At 57.7% G+C, this 24,927-nt stretch carries 25 protein-coding genes and 1 tRNA gene; 9 read left to right on the forward strand and 17 right to left on the reverse strand.

The window, feature by feature from the left end:
* Positions 1–105: 105 nt before the first annotated feature.
* The 3 genes from ACN0TS_RS02550 to ACN0TS_RS02560 all read right to left on the reverse strand — a co-directional run bounded on the left by ACN0TS_RS02550 (position 106) and on the right by ACN0TS_RS02560 (position 3,440).
* Positions 106–1,077, reverse strand: coding sequence for a Gfo/Idh/MocA family protein (locus ACN0TS_RS02550; protein ID WP_417257739.1), 972 nt, complete (start codon positions 1,075–1,077; stop codon positions 106–108).
* 109 nt (positions 1,078–1,186) lie between these two features.
* Positions 1,187–2,080 carry an RNA polymerase sigma factor RpoH gene (gene rpoH, locus ACN0TS_RS02555; RefSeq protein ID WP_417257740.1) on the reverse strand — a complete coding sequence of 298 codons (894 nt, stop codon included), beginning with the start codon at positions 2,078–2,080 and terminating at the stop codon, positions 1,187–1,189.
* Between the two features lie 340 nt (positions 2,081–2,420).
* Positions 2,421–3,440, reverse strand: a complete 1,020-nt coding sequence (locus ACN0TS_RS02560; protein ID WP_417257741.1) for an RluA family pseudouridine synthase — start codon at positions 3,438–3,440, stop codon at positions 2,421–2,423.
* On the opposite strand from ACN0TS_RS02560, the gene ACN0TS_RS02565 reads away from it, so the two are divergent.
* Positions 3,430–3,762, forward strand: a complete 333-nt coding sequence (locus ACN0TS_RS02565) for a DUF6476 family protein (protein WP_417257742.1) — start codon at positions 3,430–3,432, stop codon at positions 3,760–3,762. The two genes, ACN0TS_RS02560 and ACN0TS_RS02565, sit on opposite strands and share 11 nt — an antisense overlap.
* Before the next feature lie 57 nt (positions 3,763–3,819).
* Here ACN0TS_RS02565 and ACN0TS_RS02570 read toward each other — a convergent pair.
* A tRNA-His gene (locus ACN0TS_RS02570) sits at positions 3,820–3,896 on the reverse strand.
* Positions 3,897–4,027: 131 nt separating this feature from the next.
* Between ACN0TS_RS02570 and ACN0TS_RS02575 the strand changes: the two genes are divergently transcribed.
* Positions 4,028–4,213 (forward strand): DUF6324 family protein, encoded by a 186-nt coding sequence (locus ACN0TS_RS02575; RefSeq protein ID WP_417257743.1) that lies wholly within the window; start codon positions 4,028–4,030, stop codon positions 4,211–4,213.
* Between the two features lie 17 nt (positions 4,214–4,230).
* Here ACN0TS_RS02575 and ACN0TS_RS02580 read toward each other — a convergent pair whose 3' ends face one another.
* From ACN0TS_RS02580 to ACN0TS_RS02605, 6 genes are all read right to left on the reverse strand, one after another.
* Entirely contained in the window at positions 4,231–4,701 is a 471-nt protein-coding gene (locus ACN0TS_RS02580; protein WP_417257744.1) for an MmcB family DNA repair protein, read from the reverse strand.
* 375 nt (positions 4,702–5,076) lie between these two features.
* A complete protein-coding gene (locus ACN0TS_RS02585) occupies positions 5,077–5,391 on the reverse strand; it encodes a hypothetical protein (RefSeq protein WP_417257745.1) in 315 nt (104 codons plus the stop codon).
* Positions 5,392–5,607: 216 nt separating this feature from the next.
* On the reverse strand, positions 5,608–6,081 hold the full coding sequence (nusB, locus tag ACN0TS_RS02590) for a transcription antitermination factor NusB (RefSeq protein WP_417257746.1): 474 nt from the start codon (positions 6,079–6,081) through the stop codon (positions 5,608–5,610).
* Positions 6,078–6,623 (reverse strand): 6,7-dimethyl-8-ribityllumazine synthase, encoded by a 546-nt coding sequence (locus ACN0TS_RS02595; protein ID WP_417257747.1) that lies wholly within the window; start codon positions 6,621–6,623, stop codon positions 6,078–6,080. The genes nusB and ACN0TS_RS02595 overlap by 4 nt, the downstream gene beginning before the upstream one ends.
* Positions 6,623–7,726, reverse strand: a complete 1,104-nt coding sequence (ribB, locus tag ACN0TS_RS02600) for a 3,4-dihydroxy-2-butanone-4-phosphate synthase (RefSeq protein WP_417257748.1) — start codon at positions 7,724–7,726, stop codon at positions 6,623–6,625. The genes ACN0TS_RS02595 and ribB overlap by 1 nt, the downstream gene beginning before the upstream one ends.
* Positions 7,727–7,832: 106 nt before the next feature.
* Positions 7,833–8,432, reverse strand: coding sequence for a riboflavin synthase (locus tag ACN0TS_RS02605; RefSeq protein WP_417257749.1), 600 nt, complete (start codon positions 8,430–8,432; stop codon positions 7,833–7,835).
* Between the two features lie 182 nt (positions 8,433–8,614).
* Here ACN0TS_RS02605 and ACN0TS_RS02610 point away from each other — a divergent pair, with 182 nt between their 5' ends.
* From ACN0TS_RS02610 to ACN0TS_RS02620, 3 genes are all read left to right on the forward strand, one after another.
* Positions 8,615–9,934, forward strand: a complete 1,320-nt coding sequence (locus ACN0TS_RS02610) for a capsule biosynthesis protein (RefSeq protein WP_417257750.1) — start codon at positions 8,615–8,617, stop codon at positions 9,932–9,934.
* Between the two features lie 224 nt (positions 9,935–10,158).
* Positions 10,159–11,268 (forward strand): polysaccharide biosynthesis/export family protein, encoded by a 1,110-nt coding sequence (locus ACN0TS_RS02615; protein WP_417258174.1) that lies wholly within the window; start codon positions 10,159–10,161, stop codon positions 11,266–11,268.
* A gap of 9 nt (positions 11,269–11,277) precedes the next feature.
* Entirely contained in the window at positions 11,278–13,137 is a 1,860-nt protein-coding gene (locus ACN0TS_RS02620; protein WP_417257751.1) for a capsular polysaccharide biosynthesis protein, read from the forward strand.
* Here the strand turns inward: ACN0TS_RS02620 and ribD are convergent, their stop codons facing one another.
* The 7 genes from ribD to dnaG all read right to left on the reverse strand — a co-directional run bounded on the left by ribD (position 13,138) and on the right by dnaG (position 20,559).
* On the reverse strand, positions 13,138–14,208 hold the full coding sequence (gene ribD, locus ACN0TS_RS02625) for a bifunctional diaminohydroxyphosphoribosylaminopyrimidine deaminase/5-amino-6-(5-phosphoribosylamino)uracil reductase RibD (protein WP_417257752.1): 1,071 nt from the start codon (positions 14,206–14,208) through the stop codon (positions 13,138–13,140). It lies immediately after the preceding gene.
* 26 nt (positions 14,209–14,234) lie between these two features.
* Positions 14,235–14,699 (reverse strand): transcriptional regulator NrdR, encoded by a 465-nt coding sequence (nrdR, locus tag ACN0TS_RS02630; protein WP_417257753.1) that lies wholly within the window; start codon positions 14,697–14,699, stop codon positions 14,235–14,237.
* A gap of 168 nt (positions 14,700–14,867) precedes the next feature.
* Positions 14,868–15,287, reverse strand: coding sequence for a secondary thiamine-phosphate synthase enzyme YjbQ (locus tag ACN0TS_RS02635; protein WP_417257754.1), 420 nt, complete (start codon positions 15,285–15,287; stop codon positions 14,868–14,870).
* Positions 15,284–15,790 carry a hypothetical protein gene (locus ACN0TS_RS02640; protein WP_417257755.1) on the reverse strand — a complete coding sequence of 169 codons (507 nt, stop codon included), beginning with the start codon at positions 15,788–15,790 and terminating at the stop codon, positions 15,284–15,286. The genes ACN0TS_RS02635 and ACN0TS_RS02640 overlap by 4 nt, the downstream gene beginning before the upstream one ends.
* Before the next feature lie 86 nt (positions 15,791–15,876).
* Positions 15,877–16,161: an HlyU family transcriptional regulator gene (locus ACN0TS_RS02645; RefSeq protein ID WP_417257756.1), complete on the reverse strand. Its 285-nt coding sequence runs from the start codon at positions 16,159–16,161 to the stop codon at positions 15,877–15,879.
* A gap of 189 nt (positions 16,162–16,350) precedes the next feature.
* Positions 16,351–18,333, reverse strand: a complete 1,983-nt coding sequence (gene rpoD / locus ACN0TS_RS02650) for an RNA polymerase sigma factor RpoD (RefSeq protein WP_417257757.1) — start codon at positions 18,331–18,333, stop codon at positions 16,351–16,353.
* A 240-nt stretch (positions 18,334–18,573) separates the two neighbouring features.
* Positions 18,574–20,559: a DNA primase gene (gene dnaG / locus ACN0TS_RS02655; RefSeq protein WP_417257758.1), complete on the reverse strand. Its 1,986-nt coding sequence runs from the start codon at positions 20,557–20,559 to the stop codon at positions 18,574–18,576.
* A gap of 498 nt (positions 20,560–21,057) precedes the next feature.
* On the opposite strand from dnaG, the gene ACN0TS_RS02660 reads away from it, so the two are divergent.
* From ACN0TS_RS02660 to ACN0TS_RS02675, 4 genes are all read left to right on the forward strand, one after another.
* The gene (locus tag ACN0TS_RS02660; protein WP_417257759.1) at positions 21,058–22,668 is read left to right on the forward strand and encodes a pilus assembly protein TadG-related protein; all 1,611 of its coding nucleotides are present in this window, start codon (positions 21,058–21,060) and stop codon (positions 22,666–22,668) included.
* Entirely contained in the window at positions 22,665–23,207 is a 543-nt protein-coding gene (locus tag ACN0TS_RS02665; protein ID WP_417257760.1) for a TadE/TadG family type IV pilus assembly protein, read from the forward strand. The genes ACN0TS_RS02660 and ACN0TS_RS02665 overlap by 4 nt, the downstream gene beginning before the upstream one ends.
* A 15-nt stretch (positions 23,208–23,222) precedes the next feature.
* Complete coding sequence (locus ACN0TS_RS02670; RefSeq protein WP_417257761.1) at positions 23,223–23,861, forward strand: TadE/TadG family type IV pilus assembly protein; 639 nt, start codon at positions 23,223–23,225, stop codon at positions 23,859–23,861.
* A gap of 302 nt (positions 23,862–24,163) precedes the next feature.
* Positions 24,164–24,832, forward strand: coding sequence for a TadE/TadG family type IV pilus assembly protein (locus ACN0TS_RS02675; protein WP_417257762.1), 669 nt, complete (start codon positions 24,164–24,166; stop codon positions 24,830–24,832).
* Positions 24,833–24,927 lie beyond the last annotated feature (95 nt).

Raw genomic sequence — 24,927 nt, forward strand, 5'->3', positions numbered from 1 at the left:
TAGGCCCACACCCCAATCGAAAGGCGCTAAAGGCGAAAGGGCAACCGTCAAACAGGCGGGCGCCCTGACATCTCACAAACGATCCAATGCGTAGGGTTTCCCCTATTACCCCTGATCCGCAGCGAAAACCGCGTCGATCATGACCTGTGTTCCCTTGGCGTTTTCCAGATCCCACGGATAGACCGCCCCCTCGCGCACCGTGCGACAGAAGTTCTCCACCTGAAGCGCATAGTGGTTAATGGCGGGGAAAGTCTCGATCCGCGTGTGATCCGACAAGCGGATTTCCAGTTCTGCCTGTCCTGCGACACGGGCGTTAAACGGGGTTTTCACGACGATCACGCCTTTGCTCCCATGAAACCGCGCCTCTTGGTAAGGGGCCATACGCATGGAAATTATCCCGTGATAGGCAAAGCTCGGGAATTTCGCTGTGATCTCGGTGGTCACATCCACGCCTGCCTCACGCACCACACGGGTCGAGGTAATCGCCTCGGGCTCCTGCCCCGTTACCAAACGCGCACAGCCAAAGGCATAGACGCCAATGTCGCCCGCAGCCCCGCCGCCCGTGTCGGCTCTGTTACGAATATTCCCCGTGTCCGCCGCGTTGTTATAGGAAAATGCCACATCCACATGCACCAAATCACCTATGACGCCCTCGGTCACGAGGGCACGCACGCGGGCCCATTGCGGGTGGTGCGCGATCATATAGGCCTCGGCACAGTGCAGCCCCGTGGCATCACGTTTGGCAATCACCCCGTCGATCTCGCCCGCCGTCATGGCAATCGGTTTTTCAACCAAAACGTGCTTGCCCGCGTCCATGGCCTTATGCGCCCATTCGACATGCAAATGGTTGGGCAGTGGAATGTAAATCGCATCAATACTGTCGCTGGCCAGAAGCGCGTCGTAATCGGTGAAGACCTCCAATTCAGGGCAGAACGCCTGAAACGGAGCGGCCTTCTCTGCGCTCGACGTTGCAAGAGCGACCAATTGTGCGCCCTCTGCCTCATGGATTGCGCGGGCCATAAACTCGCGCGCAAATTTCGCAGCGCCCAAAACGCCCCATTTTACGGGATGTGTCATGTCATTCTCCTTTGCCGTTAATCTACCCTGCCCGAGCCGCAGACATAAAAAAAGGGGTGACACTCGTTTGAACGAGGCCACCCCTTTTGCAAAATTGAATGTCGCGGGCTTAGGTCTCGTCGACCATGCCTTCTTCGACGGCCAGTTCTTTCATCCGCTGTTGCAGCTTTTCAAAGGCGCGGACTTCGATCTGACGGATACGTTCTCGCGAAACGTCATATTTGCCCGACAAATCCTCAAGCGTCACAGGCTTGTCCTGCAATTTACGTTGCACAAGGATGTCTTTTTCGCGCTCGTTGAGCACTTCCATCGCCTGAGCGAGAAGCGCACGGCGGCTTTCCAATTCGTCCTTGGCCTCATAATCGGCGGCGGTGTTGGCGCTTTCGTCTTCCAACCAGTCCTGCCATTGACCAGACCCGTCCTCGTCCCCCACCGTGGCGTTCAACGAGGCATCCCCGCCAGACATGCGGCGGTTCATCGAGATGACTTCATCCTCGGTCACACCGAGATCAGTGGCGATCCGCTTCACGTTATCGGGGTGCATATCGCCGTCTTCCAACGCGCCAATGCGCGACTTGGCTTTACGCAGGTTAAAGAACAGCTTCTTTTGCGCCGATGTGGTGCCGAGTTTCACAAGGCTCCACGACCGCAGAATATATTCCTGAATCGAGGCTCTGATCCACCACATCGCATAGGTCGACAGGCGAAAGCCCTTATCGGGATCAAAACGTTTGACCGCCTGCATCAGGCCAACGTTGGCCTCGGAGACGACCTCCGCCTGTGGCAGGCCGTAACCACGGTAGCCCATCGCGATTTTAGCGGCCAAGCGCAGGTGCGACGTGACCAGCTTGTGCGCGGCAGAGCTGTCCTCGTGGTCAACCCACCGTTTCGCGAGCATGTATTCTTCCTCATGCTCAAGCATCGGAAATTTGCGGATTTCCTGCATGTAGCGATTCAGGCCCTGTTCAGGCGACGGCGCTGGCAGATTTCTGTAATTGCTCATGTATTTTGATTCTCCGCGTTTCATTTTCTATCATGTTACACCAATTAACATGATGTAACAAGTATTAACATATGCGCAGCCATCTCACTCTTTTGAAAGGATTTTTCCTATACAAAAGCAATGGCCGAACGGACCCATGCACTGTAGTGCCTGTCCTAATGCCTCTCGTTAAACGAAGCATGAACGAAGTTCCGTCGCATCGCCACGCTTCAAGAGGGATCTCACAATATTGTGCGGAAGTGCAATAATGCAAGGCGATCCACTCTGCATTTATGCAAAGCTTACTGTGCGCACTCCCCGCGTTGGGAACGGGCGACGAGGACAGTCTCACAAAATGGTCTCACAGCAGAGCGATCAATTCCGCCATATCCGTGGGCAACGGCGCCTCGAAACGCAACTCCTCGGAGGTCACGGGATGCTTGAACCCCAAAACCGCCGCATGAAGCGCCTGACGTGGAAAGTCTGCAATCGCCTCACGCGCGGCCTCGGGCAGCGCCTTATGCGACAACTTACGCCGCCCACCGTAGGTCTGGTCCCCGACAAGGCCGTGCCCCGCGTGCGCCATGTGGACACGAATCTGGTGCGTGCGGCCCGTTTCCAACCAACACTCCACCAAAGCGACCTGTGGCGGCGTGCCGAACAAGTCCAACGGACGCGCCCGCGTAATCGCGTGACGCCCCTCGGAAAAGCTCACCGCCTGTTTTTGACGGTCGTTTTTAGAGCGCCCGAGCATGGTCGAGATGCGCAAAATGTTGGAGCCTTCAAACCCCACCCCTTTCACGCCACGTAAACGCGGGTCCATCACATCGGGGGCACCGTAGACGAGCGCGATGTATTTGCGCTCGACGGTGTGCTTTTCAAACTGCTTGGCCAAACCGTGATGCGCCTTGTCACTCTTGGCCACAACCAACAGCCCGCTTGTGTCCTTGTCGATGCGATGCACGATACCAGGACGCTTTTCGCCGCCGATCCCCGACAGGCTTGCACCACAGTGATACATCAAGGCGTTCACAAGCGTCCCTGAGGGGCTACCGGGGGCGGGATGAACCACCATGCCCACGGGTTTGTTGATCACGATCAGGTGCGCATCCTCGAAGACCACGTCGAGCGGGATATCTTCGGCGACAATCTCGGTCTCAACCGCCTCGTCCACCGTAATCTCCACCGCAGCGCCCTCGGCAATCTTGGCCTTTTGATCACGGGCCACCACACCATCCACGACCACCGCGCCATCTGCGATCAACTTGGCCAGTCGCGACCGCGACAGTTCGGCTTCCGCTGGCACATCGCGGGCAATCGCTTTATCAAGGCGCTTGGGCGGATTTTCCGCGATCTGAAAGGTAATTTTGATGGATGACATGGATAAACCCGTGGGTGAACTGGTGGACATTGATCCCGCTGAAGCCGCGCGCCTGACGTTTCTGCGCAGACTTGTGACCGTACTCACGGCGGTAATGATTGGCGGGCTTTTAGTCCTGATCGTGCTGTTTGTCACCCGTTTCCCCACCGCAGGCCCCAAAGCCGTCTCGTTTGACCTGCCTGACGCGATCACCCTCCCCGAAGGGGCCGCCCCGATCGCTTTCACCCGTGGCTCCGATTGGGTGGCAATCACAACCGAGACCGAAATCCTTATCTACGACGCCGCAACGGGCGATATACGCCAAACCGTCCGCATCGACTAAGGGCGGTGCGACAGGCGCAGCAGCGGACTATCGCAAAACATATCGGTGGGGGGGAAGTGGTACCACCTCCTGGTCTCGAACCAGGGACCTCCTGATCCACAATCAGGCGCTCTAACCAACTGAGCTAAGGCGGCACTGCGGGGGATTTACTTCGCGCAGGAATGGAATGCAAGGGGCAGAAGCGCGAAAAGTTCAGCGATCTGTTTTCCTTGCCTCCCACGGCGCGGCGGCGTATTTCAATGCGGTGATCAAAGGAGCCATTTTCATGGGTATCAATTCCGAACAAGACATCGAAGCCAACCTGCAAATCGGCCCGACAACAGAGGGCATGGTGCGATTGTTTATCGAGGCAAACGGGATAGAAGTTCCGATGGATTTCGATCCCGAAGAGGCCGAAGAAATCGCCGAAGAATTGCGCGCCGCGGCCAGCCAGGCTCGTAAGATCAAGTAAAGCCTACACTTTACGCCCTACCCGATACCGAGAGTGCCCCCGCGCGGGTCGCGCAGCGCGGCCAATCGTTGAGCCGCTGTGCGGGCGAATGTCATGTGCATCTTTTTGCGCCGCGCAGGTGCGAGCGTCTGCGCATCGGGCATCCGCACAATCTCGGCATCGTAGCTGTCGGCAAGGATCAGTCCCGTCCCATCGGGCAAAATCTCAACAGGAAACTCCTGATCCACCGCGAAAAAATACCTGTCACACCACTCCGGATAGCCCTGCCATTTGGTATCTGAGGTAAAATCGGCGCGGCTTGATTTGCACTCGACGATCCAAACCTCCCCCTTGGGGCCAAGTGCCATCACATCGACGCGCAGACCCCGTGTGGGCACCACCTCCTCCACACAGACAAAATCATGACTGCGCAAATGGCGACTGACACCACGCGCCAAAAGCTGTCCCGCTTGCGCGGTGGAGAGAAAGGGATCGGCGGTCTGGGGCATCGGTTCCGTCATGCAATCATTGTGAACAAAACGTAAACAAATGCAAGCCATCACGCCATAGGCACAAATCTCACCCATTTCGACCTGCCCCCTTGCCGCGGGCCCCTGCGCACCCTAAGTGTGGGGAGACGGGATCTGCTCTGTTCGCACATATGGGCGCATGACTCCGGTGGCCTTAAGCACCCGTACGGGAGCTGGCTCTGTCATGACCCTGGTTATGTTACCTGGCACCCACCTGATTTATCAGGCTTCGGGAGCAACGCGTCGCTGCGGCTGCTGCGGTCCCCCGTCACCTTCTCCCCCCTTTGCCATTGCAAAATGCAAAACGGACGCCAAAAGCGCCCGTTGTCATGAGGTCAAATCTGTACGCTGCGCCTATCGGCGCTCGGACACCTTCACGGGAATTGCCACAGGATCAGCAGCCATGACGGGCAGATCGTCCCGCTTGCCTCCCGTGTCATCGCCGTCCTTTCCCGCCATCCCCATCACGGTGATGGCGAATTGAACACCAGCAAACACAATGCCGTTCGAGATCCAGAGAATCGCAACAGCCAGAATGCCCACATCCGAATGCGTCACCAGATGCCACAGATTCGCGACGTTGAAATACAACAGCATCCCGACGAAAGCAGCGGATATCGCAAAGCCGATGACGACTTGGGTGATGTAGAGTCTGATCAGTTTTGGCATAGCTGTGCCTCTCAAGGTGATCCTATACTCTGAATCTAACATTCTTCACGCAAGTTTCCAGACCACCATGTGTCGCAGGCAAACATGCAAAAGCCGCAGACCCTTTCGGCTGCGGCTGTCACGTATCTCTTAATCTGACCTGTCTGGTCGCACTGCGGCCTCAAAAGGCCTCCGGTTGACACTCAAGCCCCCTATTTGGCTCGGTCGCCCGACGGCCTAAAAGGCCTCCGGTTGACACTCGCGGGCCATATGGTCGAGCACCGCATTGACGAATTTGGACTCTTTCCCATCAGGGTAGAACGCCTTGGCCACGTCGACGAACTCCACAATCACCACCTTTGGCGGCGTTTGCTTGGCCATCAATTCGCCACCTGCGGCGCGAAACAAGGCGCGCATGGTGCTGTCGATGCGGCCAATCGGCCATTTTGCCACCAAAGCGCGGTCGGTCATCTGGTCAATCGCCGCCTGCTCGTTGACCGCCGTTTCGGTGATCAGGTGGAAGTGATCCACATCGCCCTCGATGAAAGTGCCCTCTTCCGCCGTTTCCAGGCCAAAGAAATGGTCATAGAATTGGCGGCGGACCTTATCGACCGTCTCGTCGGAGGCTTCCATCTGAAACAAGGCCTGCACCGCATAAAGGCGGGCGGCGGATTTCATATCACGTTTCGAAGGCTTCTTTATATCGCTCATGCCGTAGTCGGTCCTGTAGTCTCGCCCGCAATGCGGATCGCGTCGGAATGAAAGCCGACCCCTTTGCGCGGAGCCGCCCATTTGCGCGAAAGCGCGACAAGATGCAAGGCCGCAGCGGCTGCTCCGCCCCCTTTATTCTGACCTGACGCTTCGGCACGAACTTCCGCTTGGGCCATATTTTCCACTGTAAGAATGCCGTTTCCGATGCACAGACCCTGAAGGCCCATCAAAGTAAGCGCCCGCGAGGAGTCGTTACACACCGTGTCATAATGGGTGGTCTCGCCCCGAATGACACAGCCAAGAGCGACAAACCCATCGAAATTCGATGTGCGATCCGCGATGGATATGGCGGTCGGGACTTCCAATGCCCCCGGCACCTCGATGAGATCCCACGCCGCCCCTGCCGCTTCGATCTCGGCCTTGGCGCCCGCGACCAACTGATCGGTGACATCTTTGTAATAGGGTGCCACCACGATCAGCACCTTTACAGGGGTCGTGAAACGCGGCGTCTCAAGGATGTTATGCTCTTCGCTTGCGGCCATTATACCTCTCCGTCGATTTTGCGCGTGCCCGTAATGGATAGCCCGTAGGCTTCAAGCCCCACGACCTTTGGTTTGGGATTATTGGTCACAAGCTCCAACTGGCTCAGGCCCAAAGCGGCAAGGATTTGCGCACCCAAACCGTATTGACGCAGAGTTTGCGGGCTTGCCGCATCCTCCCCTGCGATCTTCATATCGAGGTCGCGTAACAACACGACGACACCGCGACCCTCGGCGGCGATCAACTCCATCGCCCCCTCAATCTCGCGCGAGGTGCGCCCGATGCCAAGCACATCTTCAAGCGGGTTGAGTGCATGCATCCGTGTCAGAACAGGCGCGTCCGTAGTCAAATCGCCTTTGGACAACACCACATGTTCGGCCCCCTGCAAATCATCTGTAAAGACCTGCATCTCCCAGTCCCCGCCAAACGCAGAGGTCACGCGGCGTTGTGTCGTACACGTTACGAGGTTGTCGTTACGGCGACGGTAAGCAATCAGGTCGGAAATGGTCCCAATCTTGAGGTTGTGCTTTTGCGCGAAGGACACAAGTTCGGGAAGGCGTGCCATCGACCCGTCGTCATTCATAATCTCACAGATCACCGACGAGGGCTGAAGCCCCGCCAAACGCGCGACATCGACGCCCGCCTCGGTGTGCCCTGCACGCACCAACACACCGCCATCCTTCGCACGCAAGGGGAACACATGCCCCGGCGTGGCGATATCGGCGGCGGTCTTGGACGGATCAATCGCCACCGCCACAGTACGGGCGCGATCATGGGCGGAGATGCCCGTGGATACGCCCTCCTTGGCCTCGATAGAGGTGGTAAAGGCCGTCTCGTGGCGGCTCGAATTATTTGTCGCCATCAAGGGCAGACCGAGCGCGTCGATGCGCTCCGAGGTCAGCGTCAAACAGATCAACCCGCGCCCGTGAGTGGCCATAAAGTTAATCGCCTCAGGCGTCGCCATTTGCGCAGGGATCACCAGATCGCCTTCGTTCTCGCGGTCCTCATGATCCACCAAGATGAACATCCGACCATTGCGGGCGTCTTGGATGATTTCCTCAATGGAGGAAATGGCAGCTGAAAAGGTGTCGTTTGCGTCGCTCATAGGATGTCTCTCTACAGGTCCAGATTGATCATACGCATATCTTTGCCCCTGCGATACAGGCTTGCCACCGCTTTGTTAGAGCAACGCCCTTTGCACGGTGCCGCCCCTAGCTGTCGAACTCTTGCAGACGAGCCACGTAACGCGCCAAGGTGTCGATCTCCAGATTGATCACATCGCCCTCTTTGGCCTGACCCCACGTTGTTACCTCTTGGGTGTGCGGAATGATATTGACGCCAAAACGACAGCCATCGACCTCATTAACGGTCAGCGATGTCCCGTTGAGCGCCACCGATCCTTTGGGGGCGATGAACTTGGCCAGATGTGCGGGAGCCTCGAACACGAACCGCGTGCTTTCGCCCTCGTCGCTCATCGACACGATAGTGGCCACGCCGTCGACATGGCCCGACACGATATGCCCGCCCAATTCGTCACCGAGCTTCAACGCCCGCTCCAAATTCAGCGGCGCACCCACGACCCAATCCCCGATGTTGGTCTTGCTCACGCTTTCCGCGCTGATCTGAACGTCGAACCACGCCTGTGGCGCAGAGCCAAGCGCAATCACCGTCAAACAGACCCCGTTACAGGCAATCGACGCACCAATGTCGATCCCGTCGACATCATAGGCACAGCCGATCCGTGCGCGCAGGTCGCCCTTTTGCTCAAGCTCAAGAATGCGTCCGACGTCGGTGATGATGCCTGTAAACATGGTCAATCCTCTCATTTCGCGCTCAAGAGGTATCCTGCGACAGGACGCCCTGCAAGTCCGTTGCTATACCGAAGCGTCTGGATTTATTGACAGCTGCCCCCTAAAGGGAAACTCTGAGCCATAAATTGGCCCGATTGCCCCGCTAGGCCGTTCAAAACCGACGCAAAAGGCGACACCTCCGTATGTCCAACGATGTAAACAGTGATCCCGTTTCCCCGCTCTCTGCCGAGGCGCGTGTCTTTTTGATGCTGCAAGGCCCGCACGGGCCGTTCTTTTGGCAGTTGGGCAAAATGCTACGCTCTGCGGGAGCGACCGTCTGGCGGGTTGGATTTAACGCAGGGGATCGTGCGTTCTGGTTTTCGACCAAAACCTTCCTCCCCTACACGGGAACGCCCGAAGCATGGCCCGACAGCTTTGAGCGTATTGTCGAGGAAAAGGGCGTCACCGACATCGTGCTTTACGGCGACCCGCGCCCCGTACATGCCTTGGCCGTCGCCCGCGCCAAACAACTCGGCCTGCGCATCCATGTCTTTGAGGAGGGCTATATCCGCCCCTTCTGGATCAGCTACGAACGCGATGGCGCCAATGGTCATTCGGAACTGATGAGTCTCACCGTCGAAGATATGCGTATGGCTTTGGCCAATATCGACCACGACAATGTCGAGGCCCCCGACCATTGGGGCGACATGCGCCACCACATCTTTTACGGCGCACTCTACCATTGGTTCGTGATGTTCCGGAACGGCGTGTTCAAGCACTTTCGCGGTCACCGGGAATTGCCCGTCACCTACGAATTCATGCTCTATTTCAAACGCTTGATGATGATGCCCGTGCACCGCCTCTCGCGCAGGATACACACCGCCCGCATTCGCAGATCGGGACACCCGTTCCATATCGCGCTACTGCAACTCGAACATGATGCGAGTTTTCAGGTGCATTCACCCTACTCCACCATGCCCGAGTTTATCTCCGACGTGATCGAAGGTTTTGCCAAAGGGGCACCGCGACACCACCACCTCGTTTTCAAGGCCCATCCACTCGAAAACGGACGGCGCAATCTCACTGCTGAGGTCAAGCGTCTCGCGGAAAAATTCGGCGTAAAGGGACGCGTTCATTTTGTACGTGGTGGCAAGCTCGCCTCACTGCTCAACTATGCGCGCTCCGCCGTCACCGTAAACTCCACAGCGGGCCAACAGGTGCTCGCTCGCGGATTGCCGCTGCGCACCTTTGGAACGGCGGTCTTCGCCAAGCCCGAGTTTGTTTCCCATCAACCGCTTGCCGAATTCTTCGCCGCCCCCGAGCGCCCCGACACCCGCGCCTATAAGGATTATCGACAGTTTCTTTTGGAGACGAGCCAAGTTCCGGGCGGGTTCTATTCCGCACGGGGACGGCGCCAACTGTTGCGCCATGTCGTCGATATGATGCTCGCCGATCACGGACCCTATGCGGCGCTGATCAGCGGAAAAGCACCACCGCGCCAACCCGTGCGGACACCCCGTTAAACCAGCGCGGCCCGCACACTACACCATATTTAGCGCTCATTCCCTGCCCGCCTACACTCACTACCCTGTCCCAAAACTGTCGCGGCGCATGGGCAACACCTGCACCGCCGAAAATACGTGCGCCTCGCTGTACAGTGGATTTTAATCCCGCAATCAGGTATTTATCGGCAAAAGCTTGTAAAGAGCATCGAGAGGTAAGAGCAGTGAACGTATTTAAATCGCGCATGGTCCGTGCCGTGATCGCCGCCGCACTTGTGGCGAGTGTATCCGCCTGTGGCCTGCCCCGATCAGGTCCGAACAAAAAAGAAATCTTTGCAGGCTCCGTCCTGAAAGAAGGGGATGCCTTCATCGTCTCCGTCAACGACCGTGTGAATGCCGCGACAGGCGTGACCCAGTCGCTCGGCTTTACCCAAGCCTTCCTTGATGCAGGGGTGGTAGGCTCCGACACGATCAACCCGGGCGACACCTTGGCCCTGACCATTTGGGAAAACGTCGATGACGGTCTTTTGGCCAATCAAGGCGCCAATGCCACGGTCCTGAGCGAAGTGCAGGTTGACGGCGCAGGCTTCATCTTTGTCCCCTACGCAGGCCGGATCAAAGCGGCAGGCAATAGCCCCGAAGCGATCCGCCGTATCATCACCGAAAAACTCGACACCCAGACCCCTGACCCACAGGTGCTCGTCTCACGGGCCGCAGGTAACGGCTCGACCGTTACCGTGGCGGGCGACATCACTGGCCGCGGCGTTTACCCGATTGAGCGCCCCACCCGCACCCTCTCGGCCATGCTTGCCGCAGCAGGCGGCGTCTCCGTCGATCCGGACATTGCCCGCGTTCGTGTGACCCGTGGCGGCAAAACAGGCACTGTTTGGTACCAAGATATCTTTACCGAGCCAAACTTTGACATCGCGCTACGCAATGGCGACCGTATTCTGGTCGAGGCTGACCCACGTGAATTTATGGCGCTCGGGGCCACTGGCACGCAAACGGTCGTTCCATTCGAAAGCCGCACCCTCTCCGCGCTTGAGGCCATTGCCCGCGTTGGCGGCCTTCAAACAAACGCAGCCGACCCCACAGGTGTTTTTGTCTTCCGCAACGAAGGCGAAGCCATTTCCAAACAGGTCTTGGGACGTGATGACATCACAGGCACACAGCGTCTGGTCTATGTCTTGAACCTGACAGAGCCAAACGGGCTGTTCCTTGCCCGCGACTTTGTGATCCGCGATGGCGATACGGTCTATGTCACCGAAGCTCCGTTTGTTCAGTGGCAGAAAACACTTGGAGCAGTTACTGGCTCTATCTCGGCCGCTGACACGCTGGCGTCGGCTGGCAACTGATCTGCGCTCATGAACCTCTCTAACACCGCCTCGGACACCCGTTCGGGGCGGTGCCTCGTTTCTCCCGATCTCGCGGCCCATCCCGAACGCCTCGCACAGGCCAAGGCCGCCGATGATCCCAACGCCCCGCCCCAATGGATAGGCGCGGCCCCTTTGTGGGCTGACCTTACGCCAATGGGTGTGTGGGCCGACCCCGTATCCTGCCCCTTGGCCGCGGCACCTCGCTCACATCTTGCACACCTTCTGGCCACGGCGCCTCTTGATGACACCGCCCTGCTCAACCGTGCGCGGACGGGGATTGAATGGTGGCGATTGTCGCAAATGTGCAAGTATTCGGCGTATTCGAGCAAAGATCCCGAAATAAAAACGCCATATGTCCTCGTTCTGGATCAGCCCCGCACGGACGAAAGCTTTGCCGAGGGAGCCGATAGCGATGCCCTCATGCGTGAAATGTTGGTGTTTGCGCAGATCGAACTGGTGCGCCCGCATGTGGTGATCCTGACCTGTGAGGATGGCCATTTCACCGCAGATGACGCCTCAGACACCATCACGGTTGTGCCGCATACAGCCAATCCGTGGCCCCTATTCGAGTATGCCACCCGCGTCTACACCCAGAGCGCCGCCCTTGGCTTCGAGGCCATTCTATCGGGCCACCAACCACGGGTCTTTGGCGCGCCGTGGTACGCGGGTTGGGGGCTGACACAGGATGAAAATCCAGACCCACACCGCTCTCGCAAGCTCACCCGCGCACAACTCTTTGCCGCAGCGATGATCCTCTATCCAACGTGGAGCAATCCCCTCGATGGCACCCCGTGCCAGTTCGAAGACGCCATGGCCCACGCCGAAGCCCGCCACCGCGCCGCTCGCGAAGATGCGCAAGGCTACGTTGCCTCAGGCTTGGCGCGGTGGAAACACAAACATATGCGCGCGGCTTTTGGACGGACAAAGATCGACATCACCGATGCCCCCGCAAAAATCACCGCCGCCCGCGCCTCGGGCCTGCGCCATATGGCATGGGGGCGAGACACAGAGGCCGACCTGCGTGTCGAAGATGGTTTTTTACGGTCCAAAGGGCTGGGCGCCGCCCTTGTCCCGCCTGTCTCGCTCATTCTCGACGATCTTGGCGTCTACTTTGACCCCACACGCCCGAGCCGCCTTGAGGCATGGATCGCCAAGCGGGCCGACCTGCCCGATCATGCAGCACAGCGCATTCGCAGATTTCTGGCACTTCTACGCGATGCGCGGCTGACCAAATACAACATCGGTGAGGCCATTCCCAACCTGCCGCAGGGTGAAAAAATCCTCGTTGTCGGACAGGTTGAGGATGATGCCTCAATCCAATGCGGCGCAGGCGACATAGCCACCAACCGCGCCCTTTTGGAGGCCGCACGCGCCGCGCATCCCGACGCCTGTATCGTCTTCAAGCCCCACCCCGATGTCGAAGCGGGCCTGCGCCAAGGCGACATCAAAGCCCTCGACGCTCTGGCGGATGTCACCGCCCGCCATGCCGATCCGCTCGCGCTCATCGACGCCTGTGACCGCGTCTGGACCATGACCTCGCTCATGGGGTTCGAGGCGCTTTTGCGCGGCACGCCCGTGACCTGCACAGGAACACCCTTTTACGCAGGTTGGGGGCTGACAGATGACCGTGGCCCCGTGCCCGCCCGCCGCGCCGCACGCCCCACATTGGAGGGGCTCGCCCATGCTGCCCTCATCGACGCACCGCGTTATTTCGATCCCGCCACAGGGGCACCGATCAGCCCCGAAGCAGCGCTCGACATTCTGATCGCGCAACCCAAAGGCCGCAGCGCACTGGCGCAAACTGCCTTGGCCTTCCTCGTCAAACTGCGGGATCGTTTTTTGAGCTAATTAGCGGCGCACCCAATGGGTAAGCGCATCATCACCGACCTGCTCAACGCTTTGTATTTCAAACCGTTTTGCCGCGCCAAGACGATCCAGACCAAGCGCCCCGATAGAGGGCTTTCCCTCCGCACCAATGGCAAGCCCTGCGGTGAAAAGCGCCACGTGATCGACCAAGTCCGCCGCCAGAAGCGATGCTGCAAGCGCCCCTCCCCCCTCGCAGAACACCCGTGTGAGCCCTACCGCGCCAAGCGCTTCGAGCGTTGCGCGCGGGTCCAACTGGCCGCGCACCACGGGCACCGACAGCAACTTTGCGCCAAGACCCGTCCACGCAGACACAAGATCGGGCGAGGCCTCAGGCCCATGCACGAGCCAAAGGGGAATTTCATGTGCCGTTTGTGCCAGTTTGCCCGTCAGCGGCAGGTCAAGTTGACGCGACACCACCACCCGAACGGGCTGTCGCGTCACGCCAAGGTCGCGCACGGTGAGGCTCGGGTCATCCGCACGAGCCGTGCCGCCGCCCACCAAAACCGCATCATGACTGGCCCGCATCGCATGGACGCGACGGCGGGCAGGCGCACCCGTAATCCACTGGCTCTCGCCCGTGACCGTGGCGATCCGCCCGTCCCAAGAGGTCGCGAGTTTGAGGGTCACCATCGGGCGCCCCTCTTGGACGCGGGTTAGAAATCCGATTTGATCGGCGCGGGCCTGTGCGGCGCAGACATCCGTGATGACCTCAATACCCGCCGCCCGCAAACGCGCGACCCCCTGACCATCAACACGATCATCGGGATCCCCCAAAGCCACCACGACACGGGCTACCCCCGCCGCGATCAAAGCATCGGCACAGGGCGGCGTTTTACCGTGATGGGAACAAGGCTCCAAGGTGACATAGGCAACAGCACCACGCGCCGCATCGCCCGCCTGCGCAAGCGCCATTGCCTCTGCATGAGGCCTCCCGCCCGGCTGTGTCCACCCTCGCCCGACAACGCGCCCGTCACGCACAATAACGCAGCCCACCGCAGGGTTGGGCCACGTCGAGCCAAGGCCCCGACGCCCAAGCGTCAAGGCGTGGCGCATATGGGCGTCGTTGCACATATCAGCGCTTATTCTTCGGGCTGATCAGGGCGCAACTCACTGACAAACTTGTCAAAATCGTCAGCAGCTTGGAAGTTCTTATAGACGGAGGCAAATCGCACATAGGCCACCGTGTCGATCCGCGCGAGGCTTTCCATGACGATTTCCCCAATGGACCCTGACGGGATATCCGTCTCGCCCATGCTTTCCAGACGCCGCACGATCCCCGAGATCATCTGATCCAGACGTTCCGGTTCGATGGGGCGTTTCTGGGTTGCGATCCGAATGGAGCGCTCCAGTTTGTCACGGTCGAAATCTTCGCGACGACCATTGGTTTTCACAACAACCAAATCGCGCAATTGAACCCGCTCATATGTCGTAAAGCGCCCGCCACAGGCCGAACAGAACCGACGACGACGGATCGCAACGTGATCTTCGGCAGGACGGCTGTCCTTGACTTGAGTATCTAAATTTCCGCAAAACGGACAACGCATTGGCGTCCCCTTTTCTCTAACACTGCCTCTTTTGTGTAGGGTCTACGCCCCACTTATCCACAGGCACTATAGGGAGCCAACCATCCCTTGGGTAGATAGAAAATAAACCGCAATATATTGTAGGGCGAGTTTATTGACCGAAGAGCCACAAAAATCAGGTGGGAACCCTCAGCGCAGCAGCGCCATGACGCGACGCAGGTGCGGACGGTCGCGATGTTCGAAAAGGTAAAGTCCTTGCCATGCTCCGAGTGCCATACGCCCCGAAATTACGGGAATTATTAAAGTGATCGGCAGCATCGCCGCCTTGATATGTGCGGGCATATCGTCGGGCCCCTCATAGGTGTGGGTCAGGTAGCCCATGCTCGGGTCCGTGGTGGGCGGCACCAAGCGTGAAAAGTAGGCTTTAAGGTCCGTCCTCACCTCAGGATCGGCATTTTCCTGTATCAACAGTGAGGCGGAAGTGTGTTGCACGATCAAGGTCAACGCGGCCTCCATCGGCCCCTCGCCCGCAACCCACCGTGCAACAGTGTCCGTAAATTCGTAAAGCCCCTGCCCCTGTGTCGGAAGTTCAAAGGTGGTGTGGCTCATTCGCAGGGCCCTTCCCGCAAGGCCTCTGACGTGTCGGAGCGACAGAACCCCGCGTCCTGCATCGCAAAGCTCAAGGTCTCAAGCTCCATAATCGCGCCGCCCTCGCCCGCGTCCTCACAGGTCAAAGTGGCCAAGACCGTCTCGCCACGGGCAACGTCAATCCCGCCCGACACCTCTTGGTCCATTTTATCGTAGGACCACGACAGGCTATAGGAAAAATCGCCGTTGGGTATCGTCACGCGATCCCAGATCGCGCGCCCGATGCCATTCCACGGCTGCATCGTGATCTCGTCAAAGCCGCGAGTCAATTCGATCTCAGGGGCCTGTTCGGGTCCGAACCGATAGGTGACGCGGTTCTCGGTTGGGGTCAGGCACAATTCCACCTGTTTGGCCCCGAAGGAACAGGCGAACACAGTCTCCTGATTGCCCGCGCAGATCGCCCAAACAGGCGACGCGGCAACGCTTAAAACAGCGGCGACGAGTATGTGGGATGGGTAGGACATAGGCACCTCATGCGTTGGCGGGCAGTGTCATTCCGAACGCTATTCAAAAAGAACAGGGAACAGGATCATGCGGCATCATGTTGGCCTTAGCCAAAAATGCCATCCCCCATCTGATCGATAAAAATCTGAGCCTTGTGCAGACTGGCCTGACGGGCGTCATCTTCGCTCGACAGCGTGTCCGCACGCACCAGATTATGCACCTTCGTCTCTCCCGCAATCTCTTTCTCGATCCGCGCAGCAATACGGTAGCCCCCCTCCGAACGCATGGGCTCGGGGTAGATCGTAAACCCCTTATACACCTCTGGCTCGACATCCTTGGACTTTGATTTGGGCGCGGATTTGCTGCCGAACAGTTTTGAAAGAAATGCCATATTGATGTGCCTCATGTCGGTTGGATCGCGATGAGTGTGACGGTCGTCACGGAAAAACTCAAGCCGCAACACAGTCCAAATTGCACAGCACCCACACCCAAAGGATCAACAAAGAATAGGACACGCAAAGGCACTCATGTCAGTGCCACACGGTCCTTGAAAAAAGGCGCTCCGAAGAGCGCCTTTTCTTTACTGATCCAAGAAGCTGCGCAGCTTGCGCGACCGCGAGGGGTGTTTCAGCTTGCGCAGCGCTTTCGCTTCGATCTGACGAATACGTTCGCGGGTCACGGAGAACTGTTGGCCCACTTCTTCCAAAGTGTGGTCGGTGTTCATGCCGATCCCAAAGCGCATCCGCAACACGCGCTCTTCGCGTGGGGTGAGGCTCGCCAAGACGCGTGTGGTCGTCTCTTTGAGGTTCTCCTGAATGGCGCTGTCGAGCGGCAGGATCGCATTCTTGTCCTCGATGAAATCGCCGAGTTGCGAATCTTCCTCGTCGCCAATCGGCGTTTCGAGCGAAATCGGCTCCTTGGCGATTTTCATCACCTTGCGGACTTTTTCGAGCGGCATTTGCAGCTTCTCGGCCAATTCCTCAGGCGTCGGTTCGCGACCGATCTCGTGGAGCATCTGACGCCCTGTCCGCACCAGCTTGTTGATCGTTTCGATCATATGGACTGGAATACGGATCGTGCGGGCTTGGTCCGCGATGGAACGGGTAATCGCCTGACGGATCCACCATGTCGCGTAGGTGGAGAATTTATAGCCGCGGCGGTATTCGAACTTATCGACGGCCTTCATCAGACCGATGTTGCCTTCCTGAATGAGGTCAAGGAATTGCAGGCCACGGTTGGTGTATTTCTTGGCGATGGAAATCACCAGACGCAGGTTGGCCTCGACCATTTCCTTCTTCGCCTGACGCGCTTCCTTTTCGCCCTTCTGAACTTGCTGCACGATGCGGCGGAATTCAGAGATATCAACACCAACATATTGGCCGACTTGCGCCATCTCGCCGCGCAACTCTTCGACTTTGTCGGAGAAGCGGTCAATGAGCATTTGCCAGCCGCGACCGGTCTTGGCATCCATGCGTTCAAGCCACGTCGGATCAAGCTCGGCCCCACGGTATTCGTCGATGAATTCGCGGCGGTTGATCCGCGCTTGGTCGGCGAGTTTCACCATGCCGCTGTCGATGGACATGATACGCTTGTTGATGCCGTACAGCTGGTCGATCAGCGCTTCGATACGGTTGTTGTGCAGGTGAAGCGAGTTCACCAGGACCACAATCTCGGAACGCAGTTTCTGATACTCTTGCTCCTCGACCTCGGAGAAAGACCCGTCCTCGTTGAGCGTGGCGGACATACGTTGGTCCTGCATCTCGGAGAGCCGTGCAAAGTCGGAGGAGATCGTCGCAAGGGTTTCCAAAACGGATGGCTTGAGTGCGGCCTCCATCGCGGCAAGCGACATATTGGCCTGTTCGTCCTCATCGTCGTCGTCATCGTCAACCGCAATCGGGTTGCCGTCCGCGTCGAGCTCCTGAGGCTTTTCTTTTGTAGTCTCACTGGTGGTCGCAGCCGCAGCCACGCCGCCCACAACGCTTTCTTGCTCGTCGTCATCAAGCCCTGTGCCAAAGGTGGCCTCAAGGTCGATCACGTCGCGCAGCAAAATGTCCTCGGACAAAAGCTCGTCGTGCCAGATGGTAATCGCCTGGAAGGTCAGCGGGCTTTCGCACAGCCCCGCAATCATGGTGTTGCGGCCAGCTTCGATACGCTTCGCGATGGCAATCTCGCCCTCGCGCGACAGCAATTCGACCGATCCCATTTCACGCAGATACATCCGCACGGGGTCATCGGTGCGATCGAGCTTCTCGGCGTCGCCACCGGCCAATGTCAGATCACGCGCTTTGGTCTCGACCAATTCGCCGCCCTTGGCTTCTTCTTCCTCGGCCTCTTCCGCCTCGATGATGTTGATGCCCATCTCGGAGAGCATCGACATCACATCTTCGATCTGTTCGGAATTCACCTGATCAGGCGGCAACACTTTGTTGAGTTGATCGTAGGTGATGTAGCCTTTTTCACGCGCCTCGGCGATCATCTTTTTGACGGCCGCTTGGCTCATATCGAGCATTACGTCTCCGTCTTGATCGTCACGTTTGGCGTCGTCGTTGTCTTTGGCAGCCATTCGGCTCTCCTCATCCGAAGTCGTGTTCCCGCAATCCAGCCTCCAAATGGAAACCGAATCAGGTCGTAATTGCGAATCATGTCATGCGATTCGGCGATTCGCCACCCGCATACCGAAGATTACTTACCGTTTCGCGTCTCTGGACGGAGATTACAAGCCAAGCCGTTACCGCGCCGCAACGTTCACCCCGTCAACAAAGGCTAGATATAGGGCGTAATCCGCGTTTGTCAGGGGGCTTTGTCAGCTTTGTTTGTCGGGTCCGATTCGTGACAGCAGGTCGCGAAACACCTCACGCTCGTCGCGCTTTAGTTCCGCGCCATTGTCGGCAATGTCGAATTCGGTGCGATCCTCGGCTTCGGCCCGCGTTGCTTTGTTGCGGGCCTCGGCTGCGGCACCCAAACGCCATGTGACGTTCTCGTCGCCTGCTTCGACCAAATCCACGATCCCGTCATTCACCTCTCGCAAATAGCCACGACGGGCTTTGATTTTGGCCAGTTCTTCGACCAGGCACACCTCCGCCGTTTCCAAATCAGGTTTGCGCACGGGTGGTGCAATCTGCACATGGGGATGCGCCATCAGCCGATCAAGGGGGCCGCGCCCCACCATATCTTCAACCGCCTGCCACAAACCATCGCCCGCATCGCAATGGGTCAGGATCGCATGAAGGATATTGCCATGCTCTGGTGTCGACGGGTGCAGGTTTTCAAGCTGCGACAGAAAGGTCACGGCCAAAGCGGGATTGCGCAGCACTGTGGCCAGAACCACAGCCTCGCGCATCAGATCGCCAAATCCGTCACCGCCAGAGACCAAAAGCGATGACTTGAGACCTTCGGTCGGGATCGCGGGAGCAACACTCCATTTGCCCCCCTGCCCGCTGCGCTTGCCGCCTTTGCGCGGCTGCCACGCCCCGCCGCCCTGTTGGCGCGGCGCGTTGTTTTCGCGTTTGGGGTGGAACAGCTCCCAGCGCATCTCTTTGAGAATATCGCCGTAGTGTGCCTTGATCGACGGATCGGCAATGGGGCGAATGGTGTCACGCAGCACCTTATCCAAGGCCGCACGGCGCTCGGGACTGTCGAATACCTTGCCCTCGGTTTCGCGCCGCCACAACAGCGCCACCATAGGCAAGGCCGCGTCGATCTGCTCCTGCATAGCCTGTGGGCCACGCGCCTTGATCAATTCGTCGGGGTCTTGTCCCTCGGGCATCACAGAGAACCGCAGGCCAGAGCCCGCCTGCAACAGCGGCATAGCGATATCAATCACGCGATAGGCAGCCCGCAGCCCTGCCTTGTCGCCATCAAGCGCGATCACAGGCTCGGAATGCATCCGCCACATCAGTTGCAGCTGCGTCGCGGTCACAGCGGTGCCAAGGGGCGCCACCGCCGCCTCGAACCCCGCCTCAGCCAGAGCAATCACGTCCATATAGCCCTCGGCCACGATCAGGGTTTGCCCCCGTCCGCAGGCCGCACGGGCGTTCTTTTGATTATAGAGCGCGTTGGATTTATCAAAGAGATCCGTCTGCGGACCATTGAGATATTTCGCCCGCGCATTGGGGTCCATTGCCCGCCCGCCAAAGGAAATCACCCGCCCGCGCGCGTCGCGGATCGGGAACATGATGCGGTCACGGTAGAAATCATACATCGAACGGCCATCGTCGGGTTTGCCCGCCAACCCCGCCGCATGAGCCATCTCCTCGGACACACCATTGTCCTTGAGATAGGCCAGAAGCACATTGCCGTTGGGCGCATAACCGATTTCGAATTTCTCGCGGGTCGCCAATTTCATTTCGCGGCGATCCAGATAGGCCCGCGCTTGAGCGCCAACGGACTGGCTCAGGCTCATCTTGAAGAACCGTAGCGCCATTTCGTTCACTTCAACCAACTGCGTGCGCTTGTCCGCTTTCTTTTGCGCCTGCGGGTCACGCTCGGGCATCGGCATCCCCACTTCACGGGCGAGGATTTCAATCGCCTCCATGAAGCTCACATTCTCTGTCTCTTTGACGAACCCGATGGCATCCCCTTTGGCGTGGCAACCAAAGCAGTAATAGAATCCCTGTTTGTCATCGACGTGGAAGGACGCGGTTTTTTCGTGATGGAACGGGCATGGCGCCCACATATCGCCTTTGCCTTGGTTGGATTTTTTGTTGTCCCACATGACTTTGCGGCCGACCACTTGGGCCAGCGACACGCGCGAACGCAACTCATCAAGGAATCCGGGAGGCAATGACATGGGCGCAGTATCCGCCTGAGGGACCACAGTGTCCAGAGGCGGTTAACGTCCGCCCATTGCTCACCCATGTCTTTGCCCGCCACGCGCCCGTATTATGCCCGCACATCCGCGCAGATCAGCACAAAATCCACTCCACGACAGCCAAATTAACTCCATCGTAATCATTTCCCAAAAACCATGGGAGAGTGATTCGGAATCACCCGCCTTTCCACGTCGGCTTTCTATGAAATGTGGCGGAACTGTGCAGAATGTGGCAAGACCATGGCGAAATACGGCCCAAATGCGGCCAGATCGTTCGCTAAACATGGTTAATGCCAAGCCATTGCCATCATTGGTGAAATATCGGCCAGTTCAGCGGGTTTTGATTTACGAACCCCACGTCCTTTTGGTAAATCTAGTGCAACTCTTTTTGTGGGGCGGAATGCGCTTAGACGCAGCCTATACGAAAAGAAACTGGGGACTATTGGGGGCACCACAACGCATAAGCGGATTGGTGCTATGGAAAAGAGTAAGAAAGCGTCCTTCGGGACAACGAACACCTCGGATTTGAGTGTCCGCACCAATGCGAAAAAGAGCATTGGTGAAATTTGGCGCGAGAACATGCGCAATGAAGACGGCTCGCTTGCAATCTTCGGGCTGTTCACTTTCGTGATCATTCTGGTCCTTGGCGGGATCGGAGTCGATATTGTGCGCCACGAGCAATTACGCTCGGAGCTGCAAGGCACGCTTGACCGTGCGGTGCTGGCTGCGGCCAACCTCGACAACTCGTTGGACCCGGAAGAAGTCGTAAATGACTACTTCCGCAAAGCAGGTTTGAAACAATACCTCTCTGACGTGCGTACGGAAATGACCCCCACGGGTCGCCGCATCACGGCAGAAGTCGACGCTGTTGTTCCAACATATTTTATGAAATTCGCATCCATCGACCGTCTCGATCTGAACAGCTATGCGACAGCGGAACAAGGGATGACCGATCTCGAAGTTTCTCTCGTTCTCGACGTGTCCAACTCCATGAACGACATGGGACGTCTTACGAAATTGCATAACGCGGCGTGGGACTTTACCGATATCGTGTTCAAGAACTCCGCCAGCGCGAATGTCTCGATGAACGTAGTCCCCTACGCCACACAAGTGAACGCAGGTGCTACCCTCTTGTCCAAACTCGATATCGACGACGCTCACCATGATGCCCATTGCATCAACTTCGAGGGATCGGATTTCAACAACACGCACTTGCAATTCGCAGGAAATGACGACGGTCGTCGCTATGAGCAGACAATGGTCATTGACCCCTGGTATCAGAACCGCAGCAGTTCTGGCCTCACCTTGCCTGTCTGTAATCCGGACCCCGACAACGAAATCCTTGCCTTTTCGAACAACGAAGCTGCAATCAAATCTATGGTGTCCAGCATTCAGGCTGACGGGAACACATCCATCGACATCGGTGTGAAATGGGGTGCGGCCCTGCTTGACCCTGCCAACTCCAAACTTGGGGGCAACACTGGCTATCCGCTCGAAAAATCCGGCGGCAACCTGAAGGTCATGGTGGTGATGACGGATGGTGTGAACACAGACCAGTTCCACATGCCCGACCCCTACCGTGAGGGTAAATCCGACATCTACATCTACAACGGCAAAACCTCTATGCCCGCCCGTTATCGCACCTGTAACTACTACTCGTGCTACTACACTAACGGCTACTATGTGCCTGAAACCGGCGACTACCGCTCGACCCCATATGGCGGCTCATCGGCCGAGCTGATGGATTGGAAAGACGTCTGGAAGAAGTACACCATCGATGGCCACGCCTATCGCCGCTACAAAGCGTCAGGCAACTCCAGCGACTACTACGATTGGATGGACGCAACCCATACAGCCGTAAACAACTCGACTAAAAACAACCGTATGCTTGCTGTTTGTGATGCCGCTAAGGATGCAGGTGTTCTGATCTTCACGATCGGTTTTGAAGTCGATGGCACCAATGCCGACACAGTCATGCGGGAATGCGCCTCCTCTGACTCCCACTATTACGATGTGGATGGTCTGGAACTGAACGACGCCTTCTCTGCCATTGCGACCAAAGTGACAGAACTGAGGTTGACCCAATGAGCCTCCTGTCAAAGCTCCGCTCAACATCGCGCCGCTTCTGGCGGCGTGATGACGGCAACTCGACCATCGAGTTTGTCGTGATCTTTCCCGCCTTCGCCATGTTGATGATGGGGGGCTACGAGATCGGCTATTACACCGTGTCTCACGCAATGATGGACCGTGGACTTGACCTGGCGATGCGCGATGTGCGCCTCGGGATGCTCACCCCTGTGAACGCCGAGACGCTCAAATCCTCCGTCTGCAAATACGCCAAATACGTGGGCGGCTGCGAGAGCAACCTGCATATCGCGATGGAACCTGTTGATGCCGTGGGCTTCACCCCTCCCCCAATGGCGGCATGTATCGATAAATCGACTCACGCCGTTCCCGACACCACCTTCGAGGATGGTGACGAGAACGAGTTGATGCTGGTTCGTGCATGTATCACCGTGAATCCGATCTTCCCGACCACATGGATTGGGGGCGCGTTGCAACCAACGGGATCTGGCGATCTGGTCATGTCGACCACAGCCGCCTTCGTGAACGAACCCAACACCTAAAGGAAGGTTGCCCACATGGCGCATCTCCACTTCCCTATCCTGAGCAAGGCCAGACGTGCCTTTCGCCAAAATACCGATGGCAGCCTGTCGGTCGAAGCGATTCTTGTGACCCCGTTGCTGCTCACCGCTGTGATGTTGTCCTATGGCTATTTCACGGCCTTTGATGCCAAAATGCGCGCCAATAAAGCGGCCAATACTTTGGCCGATTACGTGACGCGTCAGACCGAGGCCGTGACACCGGAGTTCGTCGCGGGCTTGGCCGAGATGTATAAATTCCTCAATAACGAGGGCGACATTTCGCTGCGCGTCTCTGCCGTACGGTGGTCAACTGCCGACAACGAAGAGGGTGCCTACGAATTGGTGTGGTCCTCGGGGACTGGCGAGCTTGCCTCACTCGAGACCCTCGACGCGATCGAACCTCGCCTCCCCTTGCTGTCAGATGGCAATGAGGTGGTGGTGATCGAAACCGTCCGCCCTTGGTCTGCACCGTTCAAGTTGGGACTGGCTGACGTCAAATTTTCCGACGTCATTACCACGCAACCACGCTTCGCGACCCAAGTCGCCTATGATGACGGCTCCGAGGATGACGGCTCCTCCCTCGCGAACATTGTCGGAGATGTCGTAGGCGAAGTCGGCTCCTTGGGTGGCGGCTAACGCTCTGCGTGGCGACACCTGCCCACAGCCCGACACAGCTTGCCCCACATTCATCATTCCGCGCCGCGTCCAGTCATCCCAACTGGCGCGGCGCGTCACTTTTCGCCAATGTCAATTTTCACAATAGATATAAGCAGCTGTAAATTAATGAAAATATCAATTAACAATTGTGACCACATTTACCTCAATCCGTAATATCCGAACACAAACATACCTCATTCACGCTCAACAATGGTCTCAAACATAAACGACCCTACCTCATGGTTAAAACGGGGAATTCCCGTAATCGAGAGGATGGTGCAATGCTTGTTAAGTGTCAGAAGGTACTCAAAAACAGCCTGAATGCGTTCCGTCGTTCGGATGAAGGCTCTATGTCCGTAGAGGCCATTTTAGTCACACCGCTGTTGTTGACGAGCGTTATGCTCTCCTACGGCTGGTTCACCGCATTCGATGCAAAAGCGCGCGCCAACAAGGCCGCCTATACAATTTCCGACTATGTGACCCGTCAAACCGATGCGATCACACCCGAATTTATCGAGGGCCTCGGCAATATCTACCGGTTTCTGAACAACGAAGGCGACATTGCGCTGCGCGTCTCGTCGGTCCGTTGGTCCACATCAGATGACGAAGACGGCGACTACGAATTGCTTTGGTCTGCCGCAACAGGAACCTACTCGGCCTTGGAGGATGCTGACATCTCCGACATCTCCGAGCGGCTTCCCATTCTCACCGATGGCGGCGAAGTGATCGTGGTCGAAACAGTACGTCCATGGACTGCCCCCTTTAACGTGGGCCTCGGTGAAGTGTTCTTTTCGGATTTCGTGACGACAACTCCACGCTTCTCCACACAAATTGCCTATGACGACGGGTCCGACGAAGGCGGAGCGGGCATGTCCGATGACCCGGATGTCGATGGAGAATGGGATGGCACCTATTGGTCAGGCGGCGGCCGTTGGGGCAGTCATTACTAAACCTCGCCACCACACACGAGCCACAAACATAAAAGACCGCGCATAACAGCGCGGTCTCTCTCGTTTCAGCCCCATCGCCCCAGCAGCCATCGCCG

It is taken from the genome of Celeribacter sp. (assembly GCF_048266405.1).
Taxonomy (GTDB): Bacteria; Pseudomonadota; Alphaproteobacteria; order Rhodobacterales; family Rhodobacteraceae; genus Celeribacter.